General features: G+C 71.2%; 19 protein-coding genes. 8 read left to right on the top strand and 11 right to left on the bottom strand.

Going from position 1 to position 23,119, the window contains the following annotated elements; all coding sequences use genetic code 11:
• Positions 1-21 precede the first annotated feature (21 nt).
• Positions 22-2,616 carry an aminopeptidase N gene (gene pepN / locus J3486_RS22455; RefSeq protein ID WP_207822999.1) on the bottom strand — a complete coding sequence of 865 codons (2,595 nt, stop codon included), beginning with the start codon at positions 2,614-2,616 and terminating at the stop codon, positions 22-24.
• 155 nt (positions 2,617-2,771) lie between these two features.
• On the opposite strand from pepN, the gene J3486_RS22450 reads away from it, so the two are divergent.
• Positions 2,772-3,413, top strand: a complete 642-nt coding sequence (locus tag J3486_RS22450) for a DsbA family protein (RefSeq protein ID WP_207822996.1) — start codon at positions 2,772-2,774, stop codon at positions 3,411-3,413.
• A 20-nt stretch (positions 3,414-3,433) separates the two neighbouring features.
• Here the strand turns inward: J3486_RS22450 and J3486_RS22445 are convergent, their stop codons facing one another.
• The 5 genes from J3486_RS22445 to J3486_RS22425 all read right to left on the bottom strand — a co-directional run bounded on the left by J3486_RS22445 (position 3,434) and on the right by J3486_RS22425 (position 7,754).
• Positions 3,434-3,649 carry a hypothetical protein gene (locus J3486_RS22445; RefSeq protein ID WP_207822993.1) on the bottom strand — a complete coding sequence of 72 codons (216 nt, stop codon included), beginning with the start codon at positions 3,647-3,649 and terminating at the stop codon, positions 3,434-3,436.
• Positions 3,650-3,667: 18 nt separating this feature from the next.
• Positions 3,668-3,889, bottom strand: coding sequence for a hypothetical protein (locus tag J3486_RS22440; protein ID WP_207822991.1), 222 nt, complete (start codon positions 3,887-3,889; stop codon positions 3,668-3,670).
• 148 nt (positions 3,890-4,037) lie between these two features.
• Positions 4,038-4,679: a superoxide dismutase gene (locus tag J3486_RS22435; RefSeq protein WP_207822989.1), complete on the bottom strand. Its 642-nt coding sequence runs from the start codon at positions 4,677-4,679 to the stop codon at positions 4,038-4,040.
• Between the two features lie 134 nt (positions 4,680-4,813).
• On the bottom strand, positions 4,814-6,220 hold the full coding sequence (locus J3486_RS22430; RefSeq protein WP_207822986.1) for an amino acid permease: 1,407 nt from the start codon (positions 6,218-6,220) through the stop codon (positions 4,814-4,816).
• Between the two features lie 166 nt (positions 6,221-6,386).
• Positions 6,387-7,754, bottom strand: a complete 1,368-nt coding sequence (locus J3486_RS22425) for an amino acid permease (protein WP_207822983.1) — start codon at positions 7,752-7,754, stop codon at positions 6,387-6,389.
• A gap of 248 nt (positions 7,755-8,002) precedes the next feature.
• Between J3486_RS22425 and J3486_RS22420 the strand changes: the two genes are divergently transcribed.
• On the top strand, positions 8,003-8,632 hold the full coding sequence (locus J3486_RS22420; protein ID WP_207822981.1) for a biotin transporter BioY: 630 nt from the start codon (positions 8,003-8,005) through the stop codon (positions 8,630-8,632).
• 27 nt (positions 8,633-8,659) lie between these two features.
• Here the strand turns inward: J3486_RS22420 and J3486_RS22415 are convergent, their stop codons facing one another.
• Both J3486_RS22415 and J3486_RS22410 read right to left on the bottom strand, forming a co-directional pair.
• Positions 8,660-10,009 carry an FAD-binding oxidoreductase gene (locus tag J3486_RS22415; RefSeq protein WP_207822979.1) on the bottom strand — a complete coding sequence of 450 codons (1,350 nt, stop codon included), beginning with the start codon at positions 10,007-10,009 and terminating at the stop codon, positions 8,660-8,662.
• Positions 10,010-10,070: 61 nt separating this feature from the next.
• Positions 10,071-10,820 carry an LPXTG cell wall anchor domain-containing protein gene (locus tag J3486_RS22410; RefSeq protein ID WP_207822977.1) on the bottom strand — a complete coding sequence of 250 codons (750 nt, stop codon included), beginning with the start codon at positions 10,818-10,820 and terminating at the stop codon, positions 10,071-10,073.
• 268 nt (positions 10,821-11,088) lie between these two features.
• On the opposite strand from J3486_RS22410, the gene J3486_RS22405 reads away from it, so the two are divergent.
• The gene (locus tag J3486_RS22405; protein ID WP_229378457.1) at positions 11,089-12,627 is read left to right on the top strand and encodes a serine/threonine-protein kinase; all 1,539 of its coding nucleotides are present in this window, start codon (positions 11,089-11,091) and stop codon (positions 12,625-12,627) included.
• Positions 12,628-12,660: 33 nt separating this feature from the next.
• Here J3486_RS22405 and J3486_RS22400 read toward each other — a convergent pair whose 3' ends face one another.
• Entirely contained in the window at positions 12,661-14,073 is a 1,413-nt protein-coding gene (locus J3486_RS22400; RefSeq protein WP_207822971.1) for an amino acid permease, read from the bottom strand.
• A 172-nt stretch (positions 14,074-14,245) separates the two neighbouring features.
• Between J3486_RS22400 and J3486_RS22395 the strand changes: the two genes are divergently transcribed.
• Complete coding sequence (locus J3486_RS22395; RefSeq protein WP_207822969.1) at positions 14,246-14,734, top strand: ribose-5-phosphate isomerase; 489 nt, start codon at positions 14,246-14,248, stop codon at positions 14,732-14,734.
• 85 nt (positions 14,735-14,819) lie between these two features.
• Complete coding sequence (locus J3486_RS22390) at positions 14,820-15,650, top strand: Fpg/Nei family DNA glycosylase (RefSeq protein ID WP_207822966.1); 831 nt, start codon at positions 14,820-14,822, stop codon at positions 15,648-15,650.
• 31 nt (positions 15,651-15,681) lie between these two features.
• Here the strand turns inward: J3486_RS22390 and J3486_RS22385 are convergent, their stop codons facing one another.
• Entirely contained in the window at positions 15,682-16,962 is a 1,281-nt protein-coding gene (locus J3486_RS22385) for a GNAT family N-acetyltransferase (protein ID WP_207822964.1), read from the bottom strand.
• Between the two features lie 151 nt (positions 16,963-17,113).
• On the opposite strand from J3486_RS22385, the gene J3486_RS22380 reads away from it, so the two are divergent.
• On the top strand, positions 17,114-18,286 hold the full coding sequence (locus J3486_RS22380; protein ID WP_207822960.1) for a PP2C family protein-serine/threonine phosphatase: 1,173 nt from the start codon (positions 17,114-17,116) through the stop codon (positions 18,284-18,286).
• Between the two features lie 137 nt (positions 18,287-18,423).
• Here the strand turns inward: J3486_RS22380 and J3486_RS22375 are convergent, their stop codons facing one another.
• A complete protein-coding gene (locus J3486_RS22375; RefSeq protein WP_207822958.1) occupies positions 18,424-19,620 on the bottom strand; it encodes a cation:proton antiporter in 1,197 nt (398 codons plus the stop codon).
• A gap of 236 nt (positions 19,621-19,856) precedes the next feature.
• Here J3486_RS22375 and J3486_RS22370 point away from each other — a divergent pair, with 236 nt between their 5' ends.
• Together J3486_RS22370 and J3486_RS22365 are read left to right on the top strand one after the other, a co-directional pair.
• A complete protein-coding gene (locus J3486_RS22370; protein WP_207823551.1) occupies positions 19,857-20,654 on the top strand; it encodes an ABC transporter ATP-binding protein in 798 nt (265 codons plus the stop codon).
• Complete coding sequence (locus J3486_RS22365; RefSeq protein ID WP_207822956.1) at positions 20,654-23,089, top strand: ABC transporter permease; 2,436 nt, start codon at positions 20,654-20,656, stop codon at positions 23,087-23,089. The genes J3486_RS22370 and J3486_RS22365 overlap by 1 nt, the downstream gene beginning before the upstream one ends.
• Positions 23,090-23,119 lie beyond the last annotated feature (30 nt).

Genomic DNA, 23,119 nt, shown 5'->3' with positions numbered 1-23,119 from the left:
CCGACACCGGCCGGACCACGACTACGCGCCCGAGGCCCCGTCGCAGGCCTGAGCCCGAAGCCCGCGGGCCAGATCGTCCCGGGCCTCAAGGACCAGCCGGCGCAGCGCGGGCGCCGCCTTCTCGTGCGAGTCCAGCCACGCGTCCGTGGCGTCCAGCGTCCCCTGGGAATCCTGCAGCGACGGGAACAGCCCCCGCACCACGTCCATGCCGATCTGGATCGACCGCTCGTCCCACACCCGCTCGATCGCCGCGAAGTACTTCTCGGCGTACGGCGCCGTCAACTCCCGCTGGGACGCCTGCTGGAACCCGGCGATCGTCGCCTCCACCAGCGCGTTGCTCAGCGCGTCCGACTCCACGACCTGCGCCCACGCCTGCGCCTTGACGGCCTCGCTCGGCCGCGACGCGAGACACCGGACCTGGTGCCGCTTGCCGGAAGCGGTGTCGTCCCGCGCCAGCTCGGCCGCGAGCACGCCCTCGTCGGCGACCCCGTGCGTCGTGAGCGTCTCCAGGAACGCCCACCGCATCTCCTGGTCGACCTCAAGCCCGTCGATCCTCGCGCCGCCGGCGCCCTCGCCCGCGTCCAACAGGCCCTGCAGCAACTGCAGATCGGCCGCGCTCGACGCCACCGACGCGAAGAAGCGGGCCCACGTCAGCTGGTGCTGGCTGCCCGGCTCGGCGAGCCGCAGCTCGCGCAGTGCGCCCTCGGCGAGCAGCCGCCCGCCCTCCTCGCGCCACTCGGGCGCCACGTAGTGCACCAGCGCCGAACGCGCCCACGCGTGCAGCATCTGCAGCACACCGATGTCCGACTCGCGCCCGGCGAACCGCAGCACCAGGCCGACGAAGTCGCGCGCCGGCATGAGCGCGTCCCGGGTGAGGTTCCACAGCGCGGACCAGCACAGGGCGCGGGCCAGCGGGTCGGTCATGTCGCCGAGCCGCTCCCGCAGCGTGGCGAGCGACTCCGCGTCGAAGCGGATCTTGCAGTACGTGAGGTCGTCGTCGTTCACCAGGACCAGCTCGGGCGCCTCGGCCCCGGCCAGCTCGGCGACGACCGTGCGCGGCCCGTCGACGTCGACCTCGGCGCGCGCGTACCGCTCAAGAGCGCCCACGTCCGTGCGCCGGTACAGGCCCACCGCGACCCGGTGCGGGCGCAGTTCGGGGTGCGAGGCGGCCGCCTCCTGCACCACCGCGAGCTCCGTGATCCGTCCCTCCGAGCTCAACGTCACCTGCGGCGTGAGGGAGTTGACCCCGGCGGTCTGCAGCCAGGAGCGTGACCAGGACGCCATGTCACGGCCGCTGGTCTCCTCCAGCACCGAGAGCAGATCGCCGAGTCGCGTGTTCCCGTACGCGTGCCGCTTGAAGTACCGGCGCGCGCCCTCCAGGAAGGCGTCCCGGCCGACGTACGCGACGAGCTGCTTCAGCACGCTCGCGCCCTTGGCGTACGTGATGCCGTCGAAGTTGAGCTTGGCGTCCTCCAGGTCACGGATGTCGGCCGTGACCGGGTGGGTGCTGGGCAGCTGGTCGGCGCGGTACGCCCAGGCCTTGCGGTTGTTGGCGAAGGTGATCCAGCCGTTGGTGAAGCGGGTCGCCTCGACCATCGAGAACGAGCCCATGAAGTCGGCGAAGGACTCCTTCAGCCACAGGTCGTCCCACCACACCATGGTGACGAGGTCGCCGAACCACATGTGGGCCATCTCGTGCAGGATGACGTTGGCCCGGCGCTCGTACGACGCCGTGGTGACCTTCCCGCGGAAGATGTACTCCTCGCGGAAGGTGACCATGCCCGGGTTCTCCATCGCGCCGAGGTTGTACTCGGGCACGAACGCCTGGTCGTACTTGCCGAAGGGGTACGGGTAGTCGAAGTTCTCGTGGAAGAAGTCGAGGCCCTGCTTGGTGACCTGGAAGATGTCGTCGGCGTCGAAGTACGGGGCGAGGCCCTTGCGGCACATGGCGCCCAGCGGGACGACGAGCTTCGAGCCGTCCTCCAGCTCACGCTCGTAGGAGTCCGTGACGTAGTGGTACGGGCCCGCGACCACGGCCGTGATGTACGTCGAGATCGGCTTGGTCTCGGCGAACCGCCATACGCCGTCGACGAGTTCACCGACACCGTTGGACCACGCCGTCCAGCCCTCCGGGGCCCGCACGCTGAACCGGTAGGGGGCCTTCAGGTCCGGCTGCTCGAAGTTGGCGAAGACGCGGCGGGCGTCGGCCGGCTCGTACTGGGTGTAGAGGTAGACCTCGCCGTCCTCGGGGTCGACGAAGCGGTGCATGCCCTCGCCGGTGCGCGAGTAGGCGCACTGGGCGTCGACGATCAGCTCGTTGTCCTCGGCCAGGTTCTCCAGCTGGATGCGGCTGCCGTCGAACACGGCGGCCGGGTCGAGGTCCTCGCCGTTCAGCGACACGGCGGTCACGGACGGGGCGATGAGGTCGACGAACGTACCGGTGCCCGCCTCGTTCGCCCGGAACCGGATCGTGGTGACCGAGCGGAAGGTCCTGGGGCCCTCGCCGGTGGCGTCGCCGACGGCCGAGCGCAGGTCGAGCGCCACCTCGTACCCGTCGACGAACAGCAGACCCGCCCGCTCGTGGGCTTCGTCGCGGGACAGATTCTCACCGGGCACGGGCGGCACTCCTTCGTGACGTTCTCAGGGTGTGGAACGCCTACGATCCTCGCACGCGGCCGTGGCGGCGGACATTCGGGAATGCGACCGGCGCGGGCCGCGTTGCCGCAGGCGAGATCACCCCGTGAGTTCACTCGTGACTTCCAAGGAGAACCATGTCCGCTACGACTGAGAAGACCCCTGTCGACTTCTGGTTCGACCCCCTGTGCCCCTGGGCCTGGATGACGTCGCGCTGGGTCCTGGAGGTCGAGAAGGTCCGCGACATCGAGGTCCGCTGGCACGTGATGAGCCTCGCGGTCCTGAACGAGCCGCGCCTCGACGAGCTGCCCGAGCAGTACCAGGAGATGATGCGCACCCAGGCCTGGGGACCGGTCCGCGTCGTCATCGCCGCGCAGGAGGAGCACGGCGCGGAGGTCCTCGGCGACCTGTACACGGCGCTCGGCACCCGGATCCACAACCGCGGCGAGGGCCCCACGAAGGAGGCCGTCGCCGGCGCCCTCGAAGAGGTCGGCCTGCCCGCGTCCCTCCTCGACCACTGGGACGGCACGAAGTACGAGGCCGAGCTGCGCGCCTCCCACAAGGAGGGCATCGACAAGGTCGGCCAGGACGTGGGCACGCCGGTCATCGCGGTCCCGGGCGCCGACGGCAACCAGATCGCCTTCTTCGGCCCGGTCGTCACCCCGGCCCCCAAGGGCGAGGAAGCCGCCAAGCTCTGGGACGGCACGCTGCTGGTCGCCTCGGTCCCGGGCTTCTACGAAATCAAGCGCACCCGCACCCAGGGCCCGATCTTCGACTGACGCCTCCGGCGGTCAGGGGCCTAGGGAAGCTTGCGTGGGCCGCCGCCGAACGGGCGCTGGTTGAACCCGGTGCGCAGGGTCCGGCAGGTGCCGCTATGGCCCATGCACATCCAGTACTCGCCGGGGTGCTTGGCCCCGGCGATACCCACCAGTTGCTGCTGCTCGCCCTTGCTCAGCTGGCGGTGGGGCTCGTCGGTGCCGCACGTCTCGCACGGGAAGTTCCTGGTTCCGGCCATCTCGCACGCCTCTCTCGGTCAGCCGAAGAGTTCCTTGGGGAGGGTGAAGCCGTTGCCCTGGTTGAAGTAGGGCTGGATCCAGAGGCACTTGCCCTCATTGCCCTTGCAGCGCCAGTAGCCGTTCGCGTCCGCCGAGCTCAGTTCCTTCTTGTCGATCAGGTACTTCTTCTCATCGTCGTCGGCCGGGCGGAAGTTCTGCTGGGGGCCCTTGCAGTTGGGGCAGTGCTTCGAGGTCTCCATAGGGTGACGGTCCCCCGGAACTCCCCATACCGACAGACCCCCGTGAGTCACGTCCTCACGGGGGTCCGTTCTTTTCGGTCGCCCGCCGGGCGTGAGCGGTGAGAAGACGATCACGAGGCGGGACGCATCAGGCGCGGGCGCAGGGCGGCTACGGGACCAGCAGCAAGTTGTACGCCCGCTCCTTCGCGGCCGCGTAACGCTTCGCCACGTCCTGCCAGTTGACCACCCGCCACATGGCCTCGATGAAGTCCACCTTCTGGTTCTTGTACTGCAGATAGAAGGCGTGCTCCCAGGCGTCGAAGACCAGGATCGGGGTCGAGCCCTGGCCCACGTTGCCCTGGTGGTCGTAGATCTGCTCGACGATCAGGCGCCCGCTCACCGGCTCGTACGCGAGCACGCCCCACCCGGAGCCCTGCGTCGTCGCGGCCGCCTTCGTCAGCTGCGCCTTGAACCCGGCGAACGAGCCGAACGACTCGGTCAGCGCGTCCGCGAGGTCGCCGACCCCGTCCGCCGCGAGCGGCTCACCGCCGCCGTCGCCCGTCATGTTGTGCCAGTAGATGCTGTGCAGGATGTGCCCGGAGAGGTGGAAGGCCAGGTTCTTCTCCAGCCCGTTGATCGAGCCCCACTGCTCCTTGTCCCGGGCCTGCGCCAGCTGCTCCAGGGTGTCGTTCGCGCCCTTCACGTACGCCGCGTGGTGCTTGTCGTGGTGCAGCTCGATGATCTGCGGGTCGATGACGGGTTCCAGCGCCGCGTAGTCGTACGGAAGTTCAGGAAGCGTGTACGTGGCCATGTCTCTCCGTGCCCTCCGACTGCTTATTGCAAGTTATTCGCAACTGCAGGCTAGCAGCAAGTAGGACACGCGCAATGACGAGGACCCCCGGGCCAGTTGGCCCGGGGGTCCTCGGATGAAGGGGGAGAGCGGGGTTACCTCTTCTCGGCCGCCTTCTGACGCGCGTACCCGATGACCGCGAGAACGACCGTCAGGCCACCCGTGTAGTACAGCTGCACCCGGGTGTCGGCCTCACGGGCCATCAGGACGAAGACGGCGACCATGCCGACGAGCGCGACGATCGTCAGGTACGGGTACGCCCACATCTTCACGACCAGCTTCTGGGGCGCCTCGCGCTCCAGCTTGCGGCGGAGCACCAGCTGCGAGAAGGCGATGAAGAACCAGACGACGAGGATGATCGCGCCGATGGTGTTGAGCAGCCACGCGAAGACGTCGTCGGGGCGCCAGTAGCTGAGCAGCACGCAGACGAAGCCGAAGACCGCGGAGAGCGTGACCGCGATCCGCGGCACGCTGCCGTACGTCGCGCCGACCGCCTTCGGGCCCATGCCGCGCGAGACCAGCGAGGTGGCCATGCGGGAGGCGCCGTAGATGTTGGCGTTCATGGCGGACAGCAGCGCGATCAGGACGACCACGTTCATGATCTGGCCGGCCGCCGGGATGCCCAGGTGGTCGAGCGTGGCGACGTAGGGGCCCTTGGTCGGGATCTCCTTCGACGTCCACGGCAGCAGCACGACGACGACCGCCATCGAGCCGACGTAGAAGAGCGCGATACGCCACATCGCCGTACGGACCGCCTTGGCGACACCCTGCACCGGGTGCTCCGACTCGGCCGCGGCGATGGTGACGGTCTCCAGACCGCCGTACGCGAAGACCGAGGCCAGCAGGCCCACGATCAGTCCCTCCGTGCCGTTGGGCATGAAGCCGCCGTGGCCGGTGAGGTTGGACATGCCCGGGGCGTCGACGTCCGGCAGGACACCGAGGACGGCCAGGATGCCGATGACGAGGAAGAGCACGATCGCGCCGACCTTGAGCGTCGCGAACCAGAACTCGAACTCGCCGAAGTTCTTCACCGCCGTCAGGTTCGTGCCCGTGAACAGCAGCATGAACAGGGCGACCCAGGCCCACTCGGGCACGCCCGGCACCCATGCGTGCACGATGCCCGCGGCGCCGATGCCCTCCAGGCCGACGGCCACGCAGAGCAGGAACCAGAACGACCAGCCCGCCGTGAAGCCCGCCCACGGGCCGATGCCCCGCTCGGCGTGCACGGAGAAGGAGCCGGAGGCCGGGTACGCCGCCGCCATCTCGCCCAGCATGCGCATCACGAGCATGACGAGGGCGCCGGATATCGCGTAGGCGAGGACGATCGAAGGGCCTGCCGCGGCGATCGCGGTGCCGGAGCCCACGAAGAGCCCGGCGCCGATCACGCCGCCGAGCGCGATCATGGAGAGATGACGCTGCTTGAGGCCGTGCGACAGCGAGGCGGTGTCCACCGGCTTCGCGTCGGCAGCCTCTTCGGTGGGCTGCACTGACGTCCGAGACATGGAATTGCCCTGTTCAGTAGCTGAGACGGGGTGCGGGTGCGCACACGTAACGCGCGCGTAAAACGGCCACAGTCTGAGCGGGCGTCCCGCTCACAGGGAATACGTTTCCGGAATACGGACACGATGCTCACACTCGGCGACGATCACGTCGACGTAAGGTGAACGATCAGGCACGCTTCGCGCGCAGCTCCCGCACACCCGCCACCGCGAGCACCGCGGCCGTCGCCCCCGTCGACCACAGCAACTGCGGACGCGCCGCGTCGTCGGTCAGCATCAGGACGAACACCGCCGCCATGGCCACGAGCGCCGCCCAGGTCAGCCACGGGAACGCCCACATCGTCAGGACGAGCCGCTCGGGGGACTCCTGCTCGATCCGGCGCCGGAGCCTGAGCTGCGCCACCGCGATCAGCGCCCAGACGAACAGCAGCACCGCGCCGACCGAGTTGAGCATGTAGAGGAAGACGGAGTCCGGCCACTCCAGATTCAGCAGGACGGACAGGAAGCCGAAGGCCACCGAGGCCAGCACCGCCCGCCGCGGCACCCCGCCGCCGCTCACCTTCAGCAGCGCCCGGGGCGCTTCCTCGCGCTCGGCGAGCGAGAAGATCATGCGCGAGGAGCCGTAGAGGTTGGCGTTGAGGGCGGACAGCAGCGCCACGAAGACCACGATGTTCATGATCTGCCCGGCCGACGGGATCCCGATCGAGTCCAGGACGGTGACGTACGGGCTGATGCCGGCCTGCTGCGCCGTCCAGGGCAGGACCGTGACGATGACCAGCATCGAACCGACGTAGAAGAACAGGATCCGGAAGACGGCGCTGCGCACCGCCCGCGCCACCGAGCGCACCGGGTCGTCGGACTCGGCGGCCGCGATGGTGACGACCTCCAGACCGCCGAACGCGAAGATCACGGCGAGCACGCCGGAGACCACGCCGTGCCAGCCGTGGGGCAGGAAGCCGCCCTGTCCGGTGAGGTTGGTGAGGCCGACCGGATCCGTGTCGGGGAGCAGGCCGAAGATCGCGAGCGTGCCGAGCACCAGGAACGCGACGATCGCGAAGACCTTGAGCGCCGCGAACCAGAACTCGAACTCGCCGAAGTTCTTCACGGCCGACAGGTTCGCCCCGGTGAAGACCACCATGAACAGCAGCACCCACGCCCACTGGGGGACCGAGGGCACCCAGCCGCCCGCGATCTGCGCCGCGCCCGTCGCCTCCACAGCGAGCACGACGACCAGCAGGAACCAGTACAGCCAGCCCACGCTGAACCCGGCCCACCGGCCGAGGGCCCGCTCGGCGTGCACCGAGAAGGAGCCGGACGCGGGCATCGCCGCCGACATCTCGCCCAGCATCCGCATCACGCACATCGCGATGGCGCCCGCGATCAGGTACGAGAGGACGATGCCGGGGCCCGCCACCTGGATACCGGCGCCCGAACCGACGAAGAGCCCGGCGCCGATCACCCCGCCGAGACCGAGCATGGTCAGGTGGCGCTGCTTGAGGCCCCCGGAGAGAGGTTCGGGCGGTACATCGTCGTGCATGGGGGGTCAGCCGATCTGAGCTTTGGCGGGAACCTACAGTCTCGCTTTCGGGCGCCCTCCCGCGCAAAACGGACTGGTCCCAGTGACGAGCGTCACCTCGGATGTGGTGTACATGCGCTCCTTTGTGAAGAGCCCACCAACAGCGTGCCGTTGCCTTTGTCGACCGGCGACCGTGATCGGCTCAACTCCCCTGGGATAGCGTCACGGAGTCCCACCCTGCCCGCCCACGAACCCTCAGCGGAGTCCCCATGAGCGCCCGCCCGTCGCCCGCCACCACCCTCAACGGAGCGCTTCGCGCCGCCCCTGGTTTCGCAGCAGTCGCCCGTCCGGGCAAGGTCCTGGCCGACCTCCTGCCCGCTTCCCGTACCAAGGACATCGCGCTGGTCGTCGGCGGCGCCGTCCTCACCGGCATCGCCGCGCAGATCGCGGTCCCCGTCCCGGGCTCGCCGGTGCCGGTCACCGGGCAGACCTTCGCCGCGCTGCTCGTGGGCACCGCGCTCGGCGCCCGCCGCGGCTTCCTCTCCCTCGCGCTGTACGCGCTCGCGGGCATGGCGGGCATGCCGTGGTTCGCCGAGGGCGCCTCCGGCTTCTCGATGCCGTCGTTCGGTTACGTCGTCGGCCTGATGCTGGCCTCCGCCGCCGTCGGCGCGCTGGCCCGCCGCGGCGACGACCGCTCGTGGTGGCGTACCGCCCGCGCCTTCCTGATCGGCGAGGCGATCGTGTACGCGGTCGGCGTCCCGTACCTCGCGTTCTCCACCGGCATGAGCCTGAGTGCCGCGGTCGCCGCGGGCCTCACCCCGTTCCTGATCGGCGACGCGCTCAAGGCGGCCCTCGCGATGGGCGCGCTGCCCACCGCCTGGAAGTTCGCCGACAAGTAGGCCTCTGCTCGGCCGGCAAGTGAGCACCTACTTGACGGTGTAGTTCCTCCGGAAGAGGTTCGCCGGGTCGTACGCGGCCTTCAGTTCGGCGAGCCTCTTTCGCGTGTCCGGGTCGTACAGGCCCTCCGTACGGTCGCCGCCGCCGAAGGCGAAGTTCAGCGAGCGGCCGACGACCTGGTCCGCGACGGCCCCGAACGCCCGCGCGTGATGCGCCCGCGCCGCGTCCCTGCCGCCCTCGCCGAGCGGCGAGAGGACGCGCACCAGCCAGCCCGCCGACCGGTAGGGCACCGCGTTCGGGGCGGGCCGGGACAGGGCGCCGCCCAGATGGTTGAGCTGCACGATGTGCATGCCGTCGGCGGCCGGCCCGCAGAGCGTGAACAGCTCGGCCACGGCGTCCGCGTCCATCTCGTCCAGGAACACGCTGTCCCCGTAGTAGGGGTGCGCGAAGTCCGGGTCGGCGTGGATGGTGTGGCTGTCGCCGTACGGCATCTCGCGCACCGTGTCCGTGACCGGCGTCCCGAGCGCCGCCCGCAGCGGTGCCACGAGCCGCTCGCCCTCCTCGGCGGTCCCCGTGAACGCGATCCGCACCGAGACCACGTACTGCCCGCGCAGACGCGGGGGCATCGCGGGGGCGTCCGGGTAGACGAGAGCGGCGAGCGACGAGGTCAGGGTGTCGGGGACGGTCGCGGCCCAGGCCGTGTACGCGCGGACGATGTCCGCCACGTCCGTGACCCTGCCGTCGTGGCCGAGCGAGCCTCCGTACAGCCGGGCCACCGGGACCAGGTCCACCTCCAGGGCCGTGACCACGCCGAACTGGGCGCCGCCGCCCAGCAGGCCCCGGAACAGCTCCGGGTCGCTGTCGGCCGTGACACGGCGCAGGGTGGCGTCCGCCGTGACCACGTCCACGGCGCGTACGTGGTCGGCCGTGTAGCCGAACTCCCGTGCCAGGATGCCGAGTCCGCCGCCGAGCGTGTAGCCGACGACGCCCACGCTCGGCGCCGAGCCGTTCAGCGGGGCCAGGCCGTGCGGCGCCGCGGCCTGCGCGACGGCACCCCAGGTGGCACCGGCGCCGACGCGCACGGTGCGCGCCGCGGGGTCGACGTGGACCTCGGCCATCCGGCGCGTGGTGATCAGGACGCCGCCGGTGGAGCTGTCGGGCAGCCCGTGTCCCGTCGCCTGGACGCCGACCGGCAGGCCGGCGTCCGCGGCGTACGCGACGGCGGCCACCACGTCGTCCGCGCCGGCCGCGGCGAAGATCACATCAGGGCGCTGGGTGAACCCGGTCTGGAATCCGGCGAGTTCGTCGTCGTACCCGGGGTCGTCCGGGCGCAGCGTGCGGGTGTGGTGCGGGTCGTGAACGTCCTCGTACGTCGTCATGACCCGCACTCTGCCCGCATAACCTGACAGTTTCCGGCATGTTTTCAGCGTGCCGGGCAGCTCACTTCGGCGTCACCTCCGAGGGCCTCCTGCGGGTCCACCACAGCCCCGCCCCACCGGCCGCGAGCAGCGCCGTGCCCACCGCGCCGAGCGGCAGCACCTCGTCGCCGACGCCGGTCTTCGGCAGCTCGTTCTTGCCGCCGCCCTTGTCCCCCGCGGGCGCGGCCGGCTTGTTCTCCGTGTTGAGCAGCAGCGGCGTCACGGGCGCGTTCGGCGAGGGACTGGTCGTGCCGAACGGCACCGGGCCCTGCTGCCAGTACGTCTTCTTGGTGTCCCCGCTCTGCACCGGCAGACAGATCTTCCCGGTCTTCGACAGATCGAAGGTCGCCGCGACCTTGAACGACTTCGACTTTCCGGCCGCGAGATTCGTCACCGGGCAGGCGAAGCCGCTGTTGGAACCCTTGGGGAGCTTGTTTTTCGGGATAGGTGTGCAGCCGGGTACATCTTTCACGACGAGACCGTCGAAACCGACGACGGCCAGATAGATCTTCCCGCTGTCCTTGGTGCCGCCATTGCTGACGCTCGCGACGAGATCCTTTGTCTCCCCGCTCGAATTGTCGACCGAGATCTTCTTGGGCAGAGTCGTGGTCAGTGTGACGCCCTCGGGCGCCTTGTCCATGGCCTTGCCGCCCTCGCTGCTGCCCGGACCAGGCGCGTTGTCCGCGACCGCGATCGCCGGCAGAGCCAGTGACGCCGCGACGGCCGCGGTCAGCAGTGACCCGGCGATGGTGACCTGACGTCGTGAACTCATGTTCGTCCCCCTAGGTATTTCTGTTTCCCCCGTGACGGCTGCAACCGCATCGTGCCTGCTGCGACCGCGTCCGAATTCGCAGTCCTTGAAGAGGTACCACAAGATTTCTCCGCACTATGCTGGGACGGCGCGAAGTGTAGATTTTGTGTTTCGGGGGATTCGGGGGTGCATTCGATTGCCAGGGCAGTCAGGAAATGCCAGTGGGGGCGTCCGGGGATTAGTGGTGGCAGCGCGCTACCGCCTGGACGAACCCATAGGCCAGGGCGGCATGGGGCGGGTGTGGCGCGCGCTCGACGAGATGCTCGACCGGACCGTCGCCGTCAAGGAGATGCGCATCGACGGACTCGACCCCGAGGACGCCCGCACCCGCCGCGAGCGCACCCTGCGCGAGGCCCGCGCCACGGCCCGGATCGACCACCCGGGCGTGGTGCGCGTCTACGACGTCGTGGACGAGGGCGAGCGGCTGTGGATCGTCATGGAACTGGTCGCGGGCCGCTCCCTGGAGCGGATCCTCGTCGAGGACGGGCCGCTCGGCGTGGACGACGTCGCCCGGATGGGCCGCAGCCTGGCCGAGGCGCTGGGTCAGGTGCACGCGGGCGGCGTCCTGCACCGCGACATCAAGCCCGGCAACGTCCTGGTCGAAGGAGCCGGGCGGCGCCGCGTCATGCTCACCGACTTCGGGATCGCCGCCATCCAGGACGCCAAGGCGCTCACCATGGTCGGCATGCTGGTCGGCTCGCCCGACTACATGGCGCCCGAGCGGGTCTCCGGCCGGCCGCAGGGCCCGCCCTCCGACCTGTGGTCGCTCGGCGCGACGCTGTGCGCGGCCCTCGGCGGCCGCTCCCCGTTCTCCCGGGACACCACCCTCGCCACCCTGCACGCCGTGCTCTACGAGGAGCCCCAACTGCCGCCCGACGCGGGCTGGCTGACGCCCCTGCTGGCCCGGCTGCTGGCGAAGGAGCCGCAGGACCGCCCCGGTGTCGACGAGGTCGTGGCGGCGCTGACCCCGCCCCCGCACCCGAGGACCCACACCCTGGACATCGGCCTGCGCCGCCCGGTGCCGCCGCCCCCTGCGCCCCCGACGGTGCCGGCGGTGCGGGCGGTGCCCGGGCGGGAGGCGCCCACCGAGTGCGCGAAACCGGTGCGGGGCGACGAACTGCTGGGCCCGCCGAGGGCCCCGGCCACCCCACCACAGGGACCCGCAGGGCCCCGCGGGCGCCGCGGCCTGCTGATCGGGCTCGGCGCGGCGCTCGCGGCGGGACTCGCGGCGGCGCTCGCGCTCACCCTGCCCGGCGACGGCGGCTCGCCCTCGGCGTCCGGCACCGTCACCTCGCGCCCGCCCACCGTCGAGGGCACCTCGCGCCCGCCGACCACCCAGACGCTGCCCCCGGGCTCCCGCCGCGAGGTCGGCTACGCGTGGGTCCCGCCCAAGGGCTGGAAGCGGGCGGTCAAGACGGCCTCCGAGGTGCACTACACCGCCCCCGACGGCACCCAGGAACTGGTCACCCAGTCGGCACTGGCCAAGGACGACCTGCTGGCCACCTGGCAGAAGTCGGAGCGCGACGCCCACCAGGGCCAGGACTACGTGAAGATCCGGCTGAACCGCACCACGTTCCGGGGCCGGTCCGCCGTGGTCTGGGAGTACCTGTTCACCCTCGACGGCAGGCGCTGGCACGCCGAACTCCTCGGCTTCGACCAGGGCTCGCAGTCGTACCAGATCGGGACCTGGTACCAGCCGCAGGTGGCGGGCCCGGCGCAGGCCCGCTACGAGGAGGTCAAAAAGACGTTCACGGTGCTGCGGCCGTAGGGCGCAGCACCGTGAACACGCACGACCGGGACGTCAGCGCTTGCTCTGCACCCGGTCCCGTACCAGCGCGAAGCCGACCACGAACGCGGCGACGAGCAGCGACAGGAGCACCTGCTCGCGCCCGGCGTCGTCGGTCAGCATGTACACGAGCACGAACGAGATCATCGCGATCGTCGCCCACGTCAGATACGGGAACAGCCACATCTTCACGACGAGCTTCTCCGGCTGCTCGCGCAGGATCATGCCGCGCATCCGCAGCTGCGTGAAGCAGATGACGAGCCAGACGAAGAGCGCGACGGCGCCCGACGAGTTCAGCAGGAAGTTGAACACGGTGTCCGGCCACTGGTAGTTGAACCAGACCGCCAGGAACCCGAAGACGACGGAGCCGAGGATCGCGGTCCGCGGCACACCCCGCGAGGTGGTCCTCGCGAACGCCTTGGGGGCGTCACCGCGCTGCCCGAGCGAGAAGGCCATGCGGGAGGCGGTGTACAGGCCGGAGTTGAGGCAGGAGAGCACGGCCGTCAGCACGATGACGTCCATGACCTGGCCGGCGTGCGGGATGCCGATGGAGTTGAGGGCGGCCACGTAGGAGCCGTCCTTGGTGATCGACGGGTCGTTCCACGGCAGCAGCGTGAGCACGACGAAGATCGAGCCCAGGTAGAAGATGCCGATCCGCCAGATCACCGAGTTGGTGGCCCGGGTGACGGCCTTCTGCGGGTCCTCCGACTCACCGGCGGCCAGCGTGACGATCTCGGAGCCCATGAAGGAGAAGACGACCATCAGCACACCGGTGAGGACGGCGCCCATACCCTTCGGGAAGAAGCCGCCCGCGTCGGTGAGGTGCGCGAAGCCGCTGCCCGGGTTGTCGGAGCCCGGCAGCACCCCGAACACCGCGAGCAGACCGATGATCACGAATCCGGCGATCGCGACGACCTTGATCCCGGCGAACCAGAACTCGAACTCGCCGTAGGAGCCGACCGCCGCCAGGTTCACCGCGGTCAGCACGACCATCACGATCAGCGCCCACGCCCACTGCGGGACGCTCGGTACCCACCCGTTGAGGATGGTCGCGCCGGCGGTCGCCTCCACGGCGAGCACCACGACCCAGAAGAACCAGTACAGCCAGCCGATGGAGAACCCGGCCCAGCGGCCGAGCGCCTGGTCGGCGTAGGCGGAGAAGGAGCCCGACGAGGGCCGCGCGGCCGCCATCTCGCCCAGCATCCGCATCACGAGCACGACCATCGCGCCGACCAGCGCGTACGAGATGAGGATGGCGGGGCCCGCGGCCGCGATCCCGGAACCGGATCCGACGAAGAGTCCCGCGCCGATGACACCGCCGATGGCGATCATCGAGAGGTGGCGGTTCTTGAGTCCGGCCTTGAGACCGTCGCCGCCCGGTGGGGTGGCCTCGGTCGCGGGTGACTGCAGGGATGGCTGCGCTGTCATGGACGTCCTTCGGTTCGTGGGGTCCGCGGGGGACGAGCCCTGGCATTCAAAGCGCAAGCGGTGCGGTTTCGGAAGGCTTGACTCCGGATTGTTGTGTTCGTTACGCCGGTGAAGAGTGAGGTCAGGGCCCCGCCAGCGACTACCCGGCCCACGGCGTGCCACACTCGGATTCATGCGCGTCTACCTCGGCTCCGATCACGCCGGCTACGAACTCAAGAACCACCTCGTCGAATGGCTCAAGGCCCACGGCCACGAGCCCGTCGACTGCGGACCCCACATCTACGACGCCGTCGACGACTACCCCCCGTTCTGCCTCCGTGCCGCGGAGAGGACGGCGGCGGACGCCGACTCGCTCGGCATCGTGATCGGCGGCTCGGGCAACGGCGAGCAGATCGCCGCGAACAAGGTCAAGGGCGTCCGCGCCGTCCTCGCCTGGAGCGAGCAGACCGCGGCCCTCGGCCGCGAGCACAACAACGCCAACGTGATCTCGGTCGGCGGCCGCATGCACACCCAGGAGGAGGCGACGAAGTTCGTCGAGATCTTCCTGAACACGCCGTACTCGGGTGAGGAGCGCCACACCCGCCGCATCGAGATGCTGACGCACTACGAGGAGACGGGCGAGCTGCCCGCGATCCCGGCGCACCACCCGCAGCAGGGCTGAGCGAGATCTAGCCCCTCCGGCGATTGAGGAGCGGGGTCCGGGGCGCGACCCGTGACGTCCGCCGAGACTGCTTGAAAGGAACGGCGTGCCCGAAGGCCACACGATCCACCGCCTGGCCCAGGACCACGCCGACCGGTTCCGGCACCGCACGGTGACCGTCACCAGCCCCCAGGGCAAGTTCTCCGACGCGGCCGCGCTCCTGACCGGTCAGGAACTCACCCGCACCGAGGCCCACGGGAAGCACCTCTTCCTGGGCTTCGGTGCGGCCGGGGACGCGGCCTCCTGGGTCCACATCCACCTGGGCCTGTTCGGCACGTACACGCTCGGCGAGACCCCGGCCCCGCCGCCCACGGACACCGTCCGGCTGCGACTCCTCAACGACACCCACTTCTCGGACCTGCGCGGCCCCACCGCCTGCGCCCTGATCACCGACGCCGAGAAGCAGGCGATACACGACCGCCTCGGTCCCGACCCGCTGCGTGCGCAGGACGGGCCCGCCAGGGCGTACGCCCGGATCTCCCGCAGCCGCACCACGATCGCCGCGCTGCTCATGGACCAGAAGGTCGTCTCGGGCGTCGGCAACGTCTACCGGGCCGAGGTCCTCTTCCGGCACGGCATCGACCCGTACACCCCGGGCAAGAACATCACCGAGCCCCGATTCACCGCCGTCTGGGACGACTTGGTGGAGCTGATGCACGCCGGGGTGCGGGCCAACCGCATCGACACGGTCCGCCCCGAGCACACCCCCGAGGCCATGAACCGCCCGCCCCGCGTGGACGACCACGGGGGAGAGGTCTACGTGTACCGGCGCGCGCAGCAGCCCTGCCATCTGTGCGGCACGGAGATCCGCACGGCCGAGCTGGCGGCCCGCAACCTCTTCTGGTGCCCGACGTGCCAGCCCCCGGGCGCGTACTAGGAACCGCACGGAAGCCGCACCGGCAGCCGTACTAGAAGCCGTGCTGCAGCCACGGCGCGACGACCGAGCCGAACGCCGCCGACGCCTCCGCGAGCGCCCCCGGCCGCAGCTCCCGCACCCGCCCGGCGCCCGCCAGCCCGGCCAGTGACGTACCGCCGAGATAGGCGGCAGCCAACTCCCGTACGGACAGCGCGAGTTCGGCCGCGTCGTCGGTGCGCTCGCAGGAGGCGCCCTTCGCGTCACCGGTGAGCCGCCAACGCCCCGCGTTCCAGGGGCAGAAGGCGTCCTCGACCTCCAACACCACGTCCACGGGCGTGAGATACGTACGCGCTTCGAGGGCGGCCCCCACGTCGACCAGGCGTACGTGCATCGAGTCCCGCACCCGCACGGCGCACCGCCGGATGTCGGAGACGAGGGAGAACAGCGGGTCGTCGACGGGGCGGTTGCGGCTCTCCACGGCCTCGGTCAGATCGATGGAGCACAGGAACCGCCACAGCGCCGCGTATGCCGCGGGGTCGAGCGCGTGGAGGTGGCGCACCTGGACACGCCCGCGCGGCACCCCGTGCTCGCCGTCCGGCTTGGTGTGGAACCGGGCGAACCCGACGACCTCTGCCGCCCGTCGCCCACCATCACCCTCAACCGAAGTCGCTCCGCTCCCCTTGATCTCCCGCTCGGCCAGCACGCACTGCATCGGCGAGGCCCCGTGCCGCTCCTCCGGCGGGTCGAGCAGCGGCAGCCGCTCCCAGCCGGGGGAGCGGGCCAGATTCCCCGGCCGGCTGCCGATCGTCCGCACGTACACCGCCTCGCACCGCTCGGCGGCCTCCGCGGTGTCCACGAACCGCAGCCGTACGTCGTCCGTCCCCGCCGGGCCCTCGATCCGCACCCGCGACGAGTCGACGGTGACGGCGGCCTGCAGCGTCCCGATGCCGTACCCGAAGCGCCCGTAGATCGCCGGCTCGGACGCGGTGAGCACCGCGAGGGGCTCGCCGCGGTCGCGTACGTCGTCGAGCTGACGCCGCATCATCGACGTCAGGATGCCGCGCCTGCGGTGCGTGGCCGCGACGCTCACCATCGTCACGCCCGCGGCGTCCACGAACGCGCCGCCGGGCACCGCCACCCGGAACGAGAAGGCGCCGGCGGTGCCCACGCACTCCTCGCCGTCCCACACCCCGAGAGCCCGCTCGACCTCGGTCAGGTCGTCCCACAGCCGCCGCTCCTGGGGCGACTCCGGCACCCCGCCGAAGGCCAGCGTCAGCCTCTCGTACCAGCGGTCCCACTCGTCACGGCCCAGCACGCGCAGGTCGGTCGTCATGAGCCATGCCTATCAGGACAAGCCGGACAGGAGCGACCGAATTTCCCCGCCTTGTGGCCGACCTGGTGCCGGCCCGTGACGTGCCCGGAAAGGGGGACAAGTAGGACCTCCCGTGCACAGGTCCGGGACCGATGGATAAGGTCCACGAGCAATGGCGGTACGACGAGAGCGGCGCGGGCGCGAGCAGCGCGCGGAGGCCGAGACGTTTCCGGCCCGGTTGAAGATGCGTATGCACCGGGTCCGCACAGCCGTGCGCAAATCCGGGGTGGACTACTTCCGGGGCGACGGCTCGGACTGGATCGCCCTGGTCGGCCTGCTGATCACGGTCCCGCTGATCGCCTGCGCCACGATCCTCAACCCGGTCTGGTGCTCCCCCGCGGTGCTGGTCCTGCCGATCGTCGCGGGCGGCCTGCTGCTGCGCCCGGCCAGCCTGCTCGGCCTGTACGCGGCGGCGGCCACGGCGCTGATCGTGGAGTCGTACCAGCTCGGCCCGTACCAGCAGCAGCCCGCGGCCGTCACGCCCGGCACCGTGCTCACGGTGGCCGCCTGCGGTTTCTTCGGCCTCCTGATAGCGCAGTTCCGCAGCCGCGTCGGCGTGCCCTGGCGGCGCGGCGGCACCATGCTCTTCGACCTGCGCGAGCGCATCCGCACCCAGTCCCGGCTGCCGAAGCTGCCGCCGGGCTGGCACCGCGAGATGGCGCTGCGCCCGGCCGGCGGCCAGTCGTTCTCCGGCGACTTCGTGGTGGCCGCCCGCACGAACAACGGCCGTACCCTCGAAGTCGTCCTCACGGACGTCTCCGGCAAGGGCATGGACGCGGCGAGCCGCGCCCTGCTCCTGGCCGGCGCCTTCAGCGGCCTCCTCGGCTCACTGCCCCCGCACGCCTTCCTCCCCGCCGCCAACGGCTATCTGCTCCGCCAGGACTGGGACGAGGGCTTCGCCACCTCCATCCACCTGGTCCTGGACCTGGAGTCCGGCGACTACGAGCTCTACTCCGCGGGCCACCCGCCGGGCCTCCAGCTCAGCGCGGGCACCGGCCGCTGGGAGGAGAAGGCGGCCGAGGGACCCTTGCTGGGGGTCTACGACGGCGCCGAGTTCGACGCCACGAAGGGGACGCTGCGCCCCGGCGACGTCCTGATGCTCTTCACCGACGGCCTCGTCGAGACCTCGGAGCGCGACATCGCCGAGGGCATCGACCGCCTCACGGGCGAGGCCGACCGCTACGTCACCGGGGGCTTCCACGGTGCGGCCTGGCACCTCATCGAGGCGGTGGCCAAGGACGTCAACGACGACCGGGCGCTGCTGCTGATCTGCCGCGACGCGTAGCCGCTGATGGACACGGCCCCGCGCCCCTGGAAGAGAGCCCTGCTCGCCCAGGGGAGGCTGCGCGGAGCGCATGCCTCAGGGGCGCGGGGAACTGCGCGAGAAGCCCCACCGGCCGGCAGCCGACCACGACGGAACCCCTACGGCGCTCGTCCCGCAGGGACGTTTTCGGGAAGGGGCGGGGTGGGGGAGAGTTCCTCCCGCCCACCGGGCAGCACCCGAGCCAACCACCCCGACCGCCCGGCTGCCAGCGGCCCGAGCACGGCCAGCACCAGCACATACCCCGCGATGAACGGGGAGAGGCGAGAGTCCAGCCCGGCCCCCGCCGCCATCGTGGCGAGGATCAGCGCGAACTCCCCCCGGGCCAGCAAGGTCGTGGAGATGTTGGCCGCGGGCCCGGGCCCGAACCCGTACACCCGGGCGGCCCCCAGCCCCGCCAGCACGTTCATCACCAGCGTCACCGCGACAGCGGCGAGCACGGGCCACACCACCGTCGGCAGATCCCCGGGATCGATCGACAGACCGAACGCGAAGAAGAAGATCGCGCCGAAGGCGTCCCGCAACGGATGCACCAGCTTGCGGATCCGCTCCCCGGACGCGGTCGACCCGAGCATCAGACCCACCATGAACGCCCCGATGGCGTCCGCGACCCCGAACCACTCGGAGACCCCGGCGACGAACACCGCGGCGCCCAGGAACGAGATGACGAGGAGCTCGTCGTCCTTGGTGCGGAAGAGCTTGCCGACGACCCGCGTCCCGAACCGCGCCGCGAGCGCGAGCAGCAGCAGGAACCCGAAGGCCTTGCCGCCGTCCATCACGGCCGCCGAGAGCGAGTCGGCGCCGGACAGGATCGGTTGCAGCGCCGCCAGGTACAGCGCGAGGAAGATGTCCTCGACCACGATGATGCCGAGGATCGGCTTGGTCTCCGGATTGCCGAGCCGTCCGGTGTCGACGAGGACCTTGGTCACGATCGCGGACGACGAGATGCCGAGCACCCCGGCGAGGACCAGAGCCTCGGAGGTGCCCCATCCGAGGGCGAATCCGAAGCCGAGGCCGGCGCCGACGTTCAGCGCGAGGTACGTACCCCCGGCGACGGCCATCTTGCGGCCGCCCGCCTTCAGGTCGTCCAGGTGGAACTCGAGGCCGAGGTAGAAGAGCAGCAGCACCAGGCCGAGCGCGGAGAGCATCTCCAGGTCGTGCGGGTCGGCGACGAGCACGATGCCGGGTGTGTGCGGGCCGAGCAGGATCCCGGCCAGGATGAACAGGGGGATGGTGGGAAGTCCGATGCGTCCGCCGAGGCGGGCGAGGACGGCGGCGGCGAGAAAGGCCCCGCCCATGGCTATCAAGGTGTCTGCGTGTCCGATGGGCCCGCTCCTCTTCCTGGATAGGTAAAGGGATCGTCAAGAAAGCGTCAATACTTAGCTTACCAAAGTACTGAATCGGGGGGCCGGAAGTCCCGTGGTGGGGTTCTCCCCACCACGGTTCGGCCAGTCGCCCCCATGGTTCGCGAGGGCCCTGAATCCGTACGTTCGATACGTCGAATCCGATGTCCGACCCGTACGAGAGGGCGATCATGGGCCTGCGCAAGAAGCGGCACACCGAGCCGGAGGCAACCCCCGGCGGCAGCTGGGCCGTCGAGCTGCGCGGAGTGCGCCGCCAGTACGGCCGCGGCGGCGGCGCCGTGCACGCGCTGCGGGGCATCGATCTCGCCCTGCCCAGCGGCACGTTCACCGCGGTGATGGGCCCCTCCGGCTCCGGCAAGTCCACGTTCCTGCAGTGCGCGGCCGGCCTCGACCGGCCCACCGACGGCACCGTCGTGCTCGGCGGCACGGCGATCACCGGCATGAACGAGAACAAGCTCACCGAGCTGCGCCGCACCCGCCTGGGCTTCGTCTTCCAGGCGTTCAACCTGCTGCCCTCGCTCACCGTCGAGCAGAACGTGCTCCTCCCGATGCGCCTCGCGGGCCGCCGCCCCGACCGCCGCCGCGCCGCCGACGTCCTCACCCGGGTCGGCCTCGGCGACAAGGGAAGGCGCCGCCCCGGCGAGCTCTCCGGCGGTCAGCAGCAGCGCGTCGCCATCGCCCGCGCCCTCGTCACCGACCCCGACGTGATCTTCGCGGACGAGCCGACCGGTGCCCTCGACACCACCACCGCCCAGGAGATCCTCGGACTGCTGCGCGCCGCCGTCGACCGGATGGGCGCCACCGTCGTCATGGTCACCCACGACCCGGTCGCCGCCGCCCACGCGGACCGCGTCCTGTTCCTGGCCGACGGCGCGATCGTCGACCAGCTGACCGGTGCGTCCCCCGACGCCATCGCCGGCCGCATGAGCACCCTCACGACCCGCGCCGCGATGCGAGCGGCCGCCTGATGGTGCGCTCCAACGGGCTGGCCCGCGCCGCCCTCCGCTTCCGCCCCGCCGCCTTCGCGGGCACCTTCGTCGCCCTGATGATGGCGGCCCTGATCGTCTCCGCGTGCGGCATCCTCCTGGAGACGGGGATCCGGGCGTCGGTGCCGCCCGAGCGGTACGCGGGCGCCCCCGTCGTCGTCGCCGCCGACCAGAGCGCCCACTACGTCACCGGCTCCGGCGACGGCCGTTCCGAGGAGTCGGTCCCGCTCCCGGACCGCGCCCGCCTCGACAACTCGCTCGTGGCGAAGGCGGCTTCGGCCCCCGGCGCGCGGACGGCGGTCGCGGACCTGACCTTCCCGGTGCAGCGCGACGGCAAGGCCACCGATGCCCACAACTGGGGCTCCACCGCCTTCACCGGCGACGCCCTCACCGCGGGCCGCGCCCCGCGGTCCGGCGAGCTCGTCACCTCCGGCGCCCGCGTCGGCGCCCGCGTCACGCTCACCACGCCCGAGGGCGAGCGCACCTATCGCGTCTCCGGCACCACGGGCACCACGGGCACGGTCTGGCTCGCGGACTCCGACGCCCTACGCACCTCGGGGCATCCGGGGCGGATCGACGCGATCGCCGTCCTGCCGAAGCCCGGCGTCTCGGCGGACACCCTCGACACCCAGGTCACGCACGCCCTCTCGGGGGCGAAGGCGGCCCATGTGCACACCGGCGACGACCGCGGCGCCGTCGAGGACTCCTCCCTCGCCCAGGCCAGGGAGATGCTGATGGGGGTCGGCGGCTCGTTCGGCGGCATCGCCACCATGGTCGCCGTGTTCACCGCGGCCGGCACCGTCGCCCTCTCCGTCGGTCAACGCGCCCGCGAATACGCCCTGTTGCGCGCCATCGGCACCACCCCGCGCCAGGTCCGCCGCGCCATCGCCACGGAGACCCTGCTCATCGCCCCGGCCGCGGCCGTCCTCGGCTGCCTGCCCGGCGTCGCGCTCGCCCACTGGTGGTTCGGACAGCTCCAGTCGAAGGGCGCGATCCCCGAGGCGGTCGGCCTCTCGGTCTCGTACATCCCGTTCCTCGCGGCCGTCGGCACGGCGCTCCTCACCGCGCTCCTCTCCGGGTACATGGCGGCCCGCCGCCCCTCCCGCATCAAGCCGGGCCAGGCCCTCTCCGAGGCGTCGGCCGAGCGGCTGCGCTTCGGCTGGATCCGCACACCGCTGGGCATCGCGGCGGCGGTGGGCGGCGCCGTCTGCGCGGTCCTCGCGGCGAACCTCAGCGGCGAGGACGCGGCCAACACCGCCCTCGGCGTCGTCATGCTCTTCATGCTCGCGGTGGCGCTGCTCGGCCCGCTGGTGGCCCGCGCCTGCGCCGCCCTGTTCGGCCTTCCGCTGCGCGGCGGCGGCGCGTCCGCGTCGCTCGCGGCCGCCAACTCCCGGTCGAACGCCCGCCGGCTCGCCTCCGCGATCACCCCGATCGTGCTCGCCATGGCGTTCTCCTCGGTCCTGGTCTTCCTGCACACCAGCGAGGACCGCGCGACCGCCGACCAGCAGAAGGCCGGCATCACCGCCGACCACATCGTCAGCGCGGACGCGGGCCTGGCGCCCGGCGCCGTGGACCGGGCCGGACACACCCCCGGCGTCACGGCCGCAGTCGGCCTCCAGCGCACCTCGGTGCTCGTCGCGTCGTCCGGCTCCCTCCAGCCGGTGTCGACGCAGGCCGTCACGGGCACGGCCCACGACCTCGCCCGGGTCCAGGACCTCAAGGTCACGCACGGCGCCCTGGACCTGTCGTCCCCGGACAAGGTCGCCCTGGACGCGTCCCTGGCCGACAGCGCGGACGTGGGGGTCGGCGACCGCTTCACGTTCCGCCTGCCCGACGGCACCAAGGTCTCCCCGAAGGTCACGGCGACGTACGCACGCGGCCTCGGCCTCGCCCAGGTCACGCTCCCGCGCGCGGCGCTGGCCGGCCACGTCACCGACCCCTACGACACCGAGTTGTGGACGAAGGGCGGCACGACCGAGGCCCTCACCGCCTTCGGCACCCCGCTGGCCCGCGCCGACTACACCGCGGCCCGGTCCCTGGACCGCGAACTCAACGCCTGGGCCAACACCACCATGGCTGCGGTCCTCGGCGGCTTCGCGGCGATCGCCGCGGTGAACACCCTGGTGATGACGGTTCTCGACCGCCGCCGCGAACTCGGCACCCTCCGCCTGATCGGCTCCACCCGCACCCAGGTCCTGCGCATGATCCGCTGGGAGGCCCTGCTGGTGGCGGGCGCGGGCATCGCCCTGGGCACGGCCATCGCGCTGGCGACCCTGATTCCGATGACCAAGGGGCTGACGGGCGAGGCCCCGTACATCCCGCCGGTCCTGTACGGGGCGTTCGCGGGCTCGGCCCTGGTGCTCGGCCTCGCGGCGACGGGGATCCCGGCGAAGTGGGCCTTGAGAAGGGCGCTCTAGGAGCGCGGGAGGAGCGTACGCGGCTGCGTA

This window comes from Streptomyces sp. VRA16 Mangrove soil (genome assembly GCF_017377775.1).
Lineage (GTDB): Bacteria > Actinomycetota > Actinomycetes > Streptomycetales > Streptomycetaceae > Streptomyces.
This window is presented reverse-complemented; position numbering and strand designations above follow the sequence as displayed.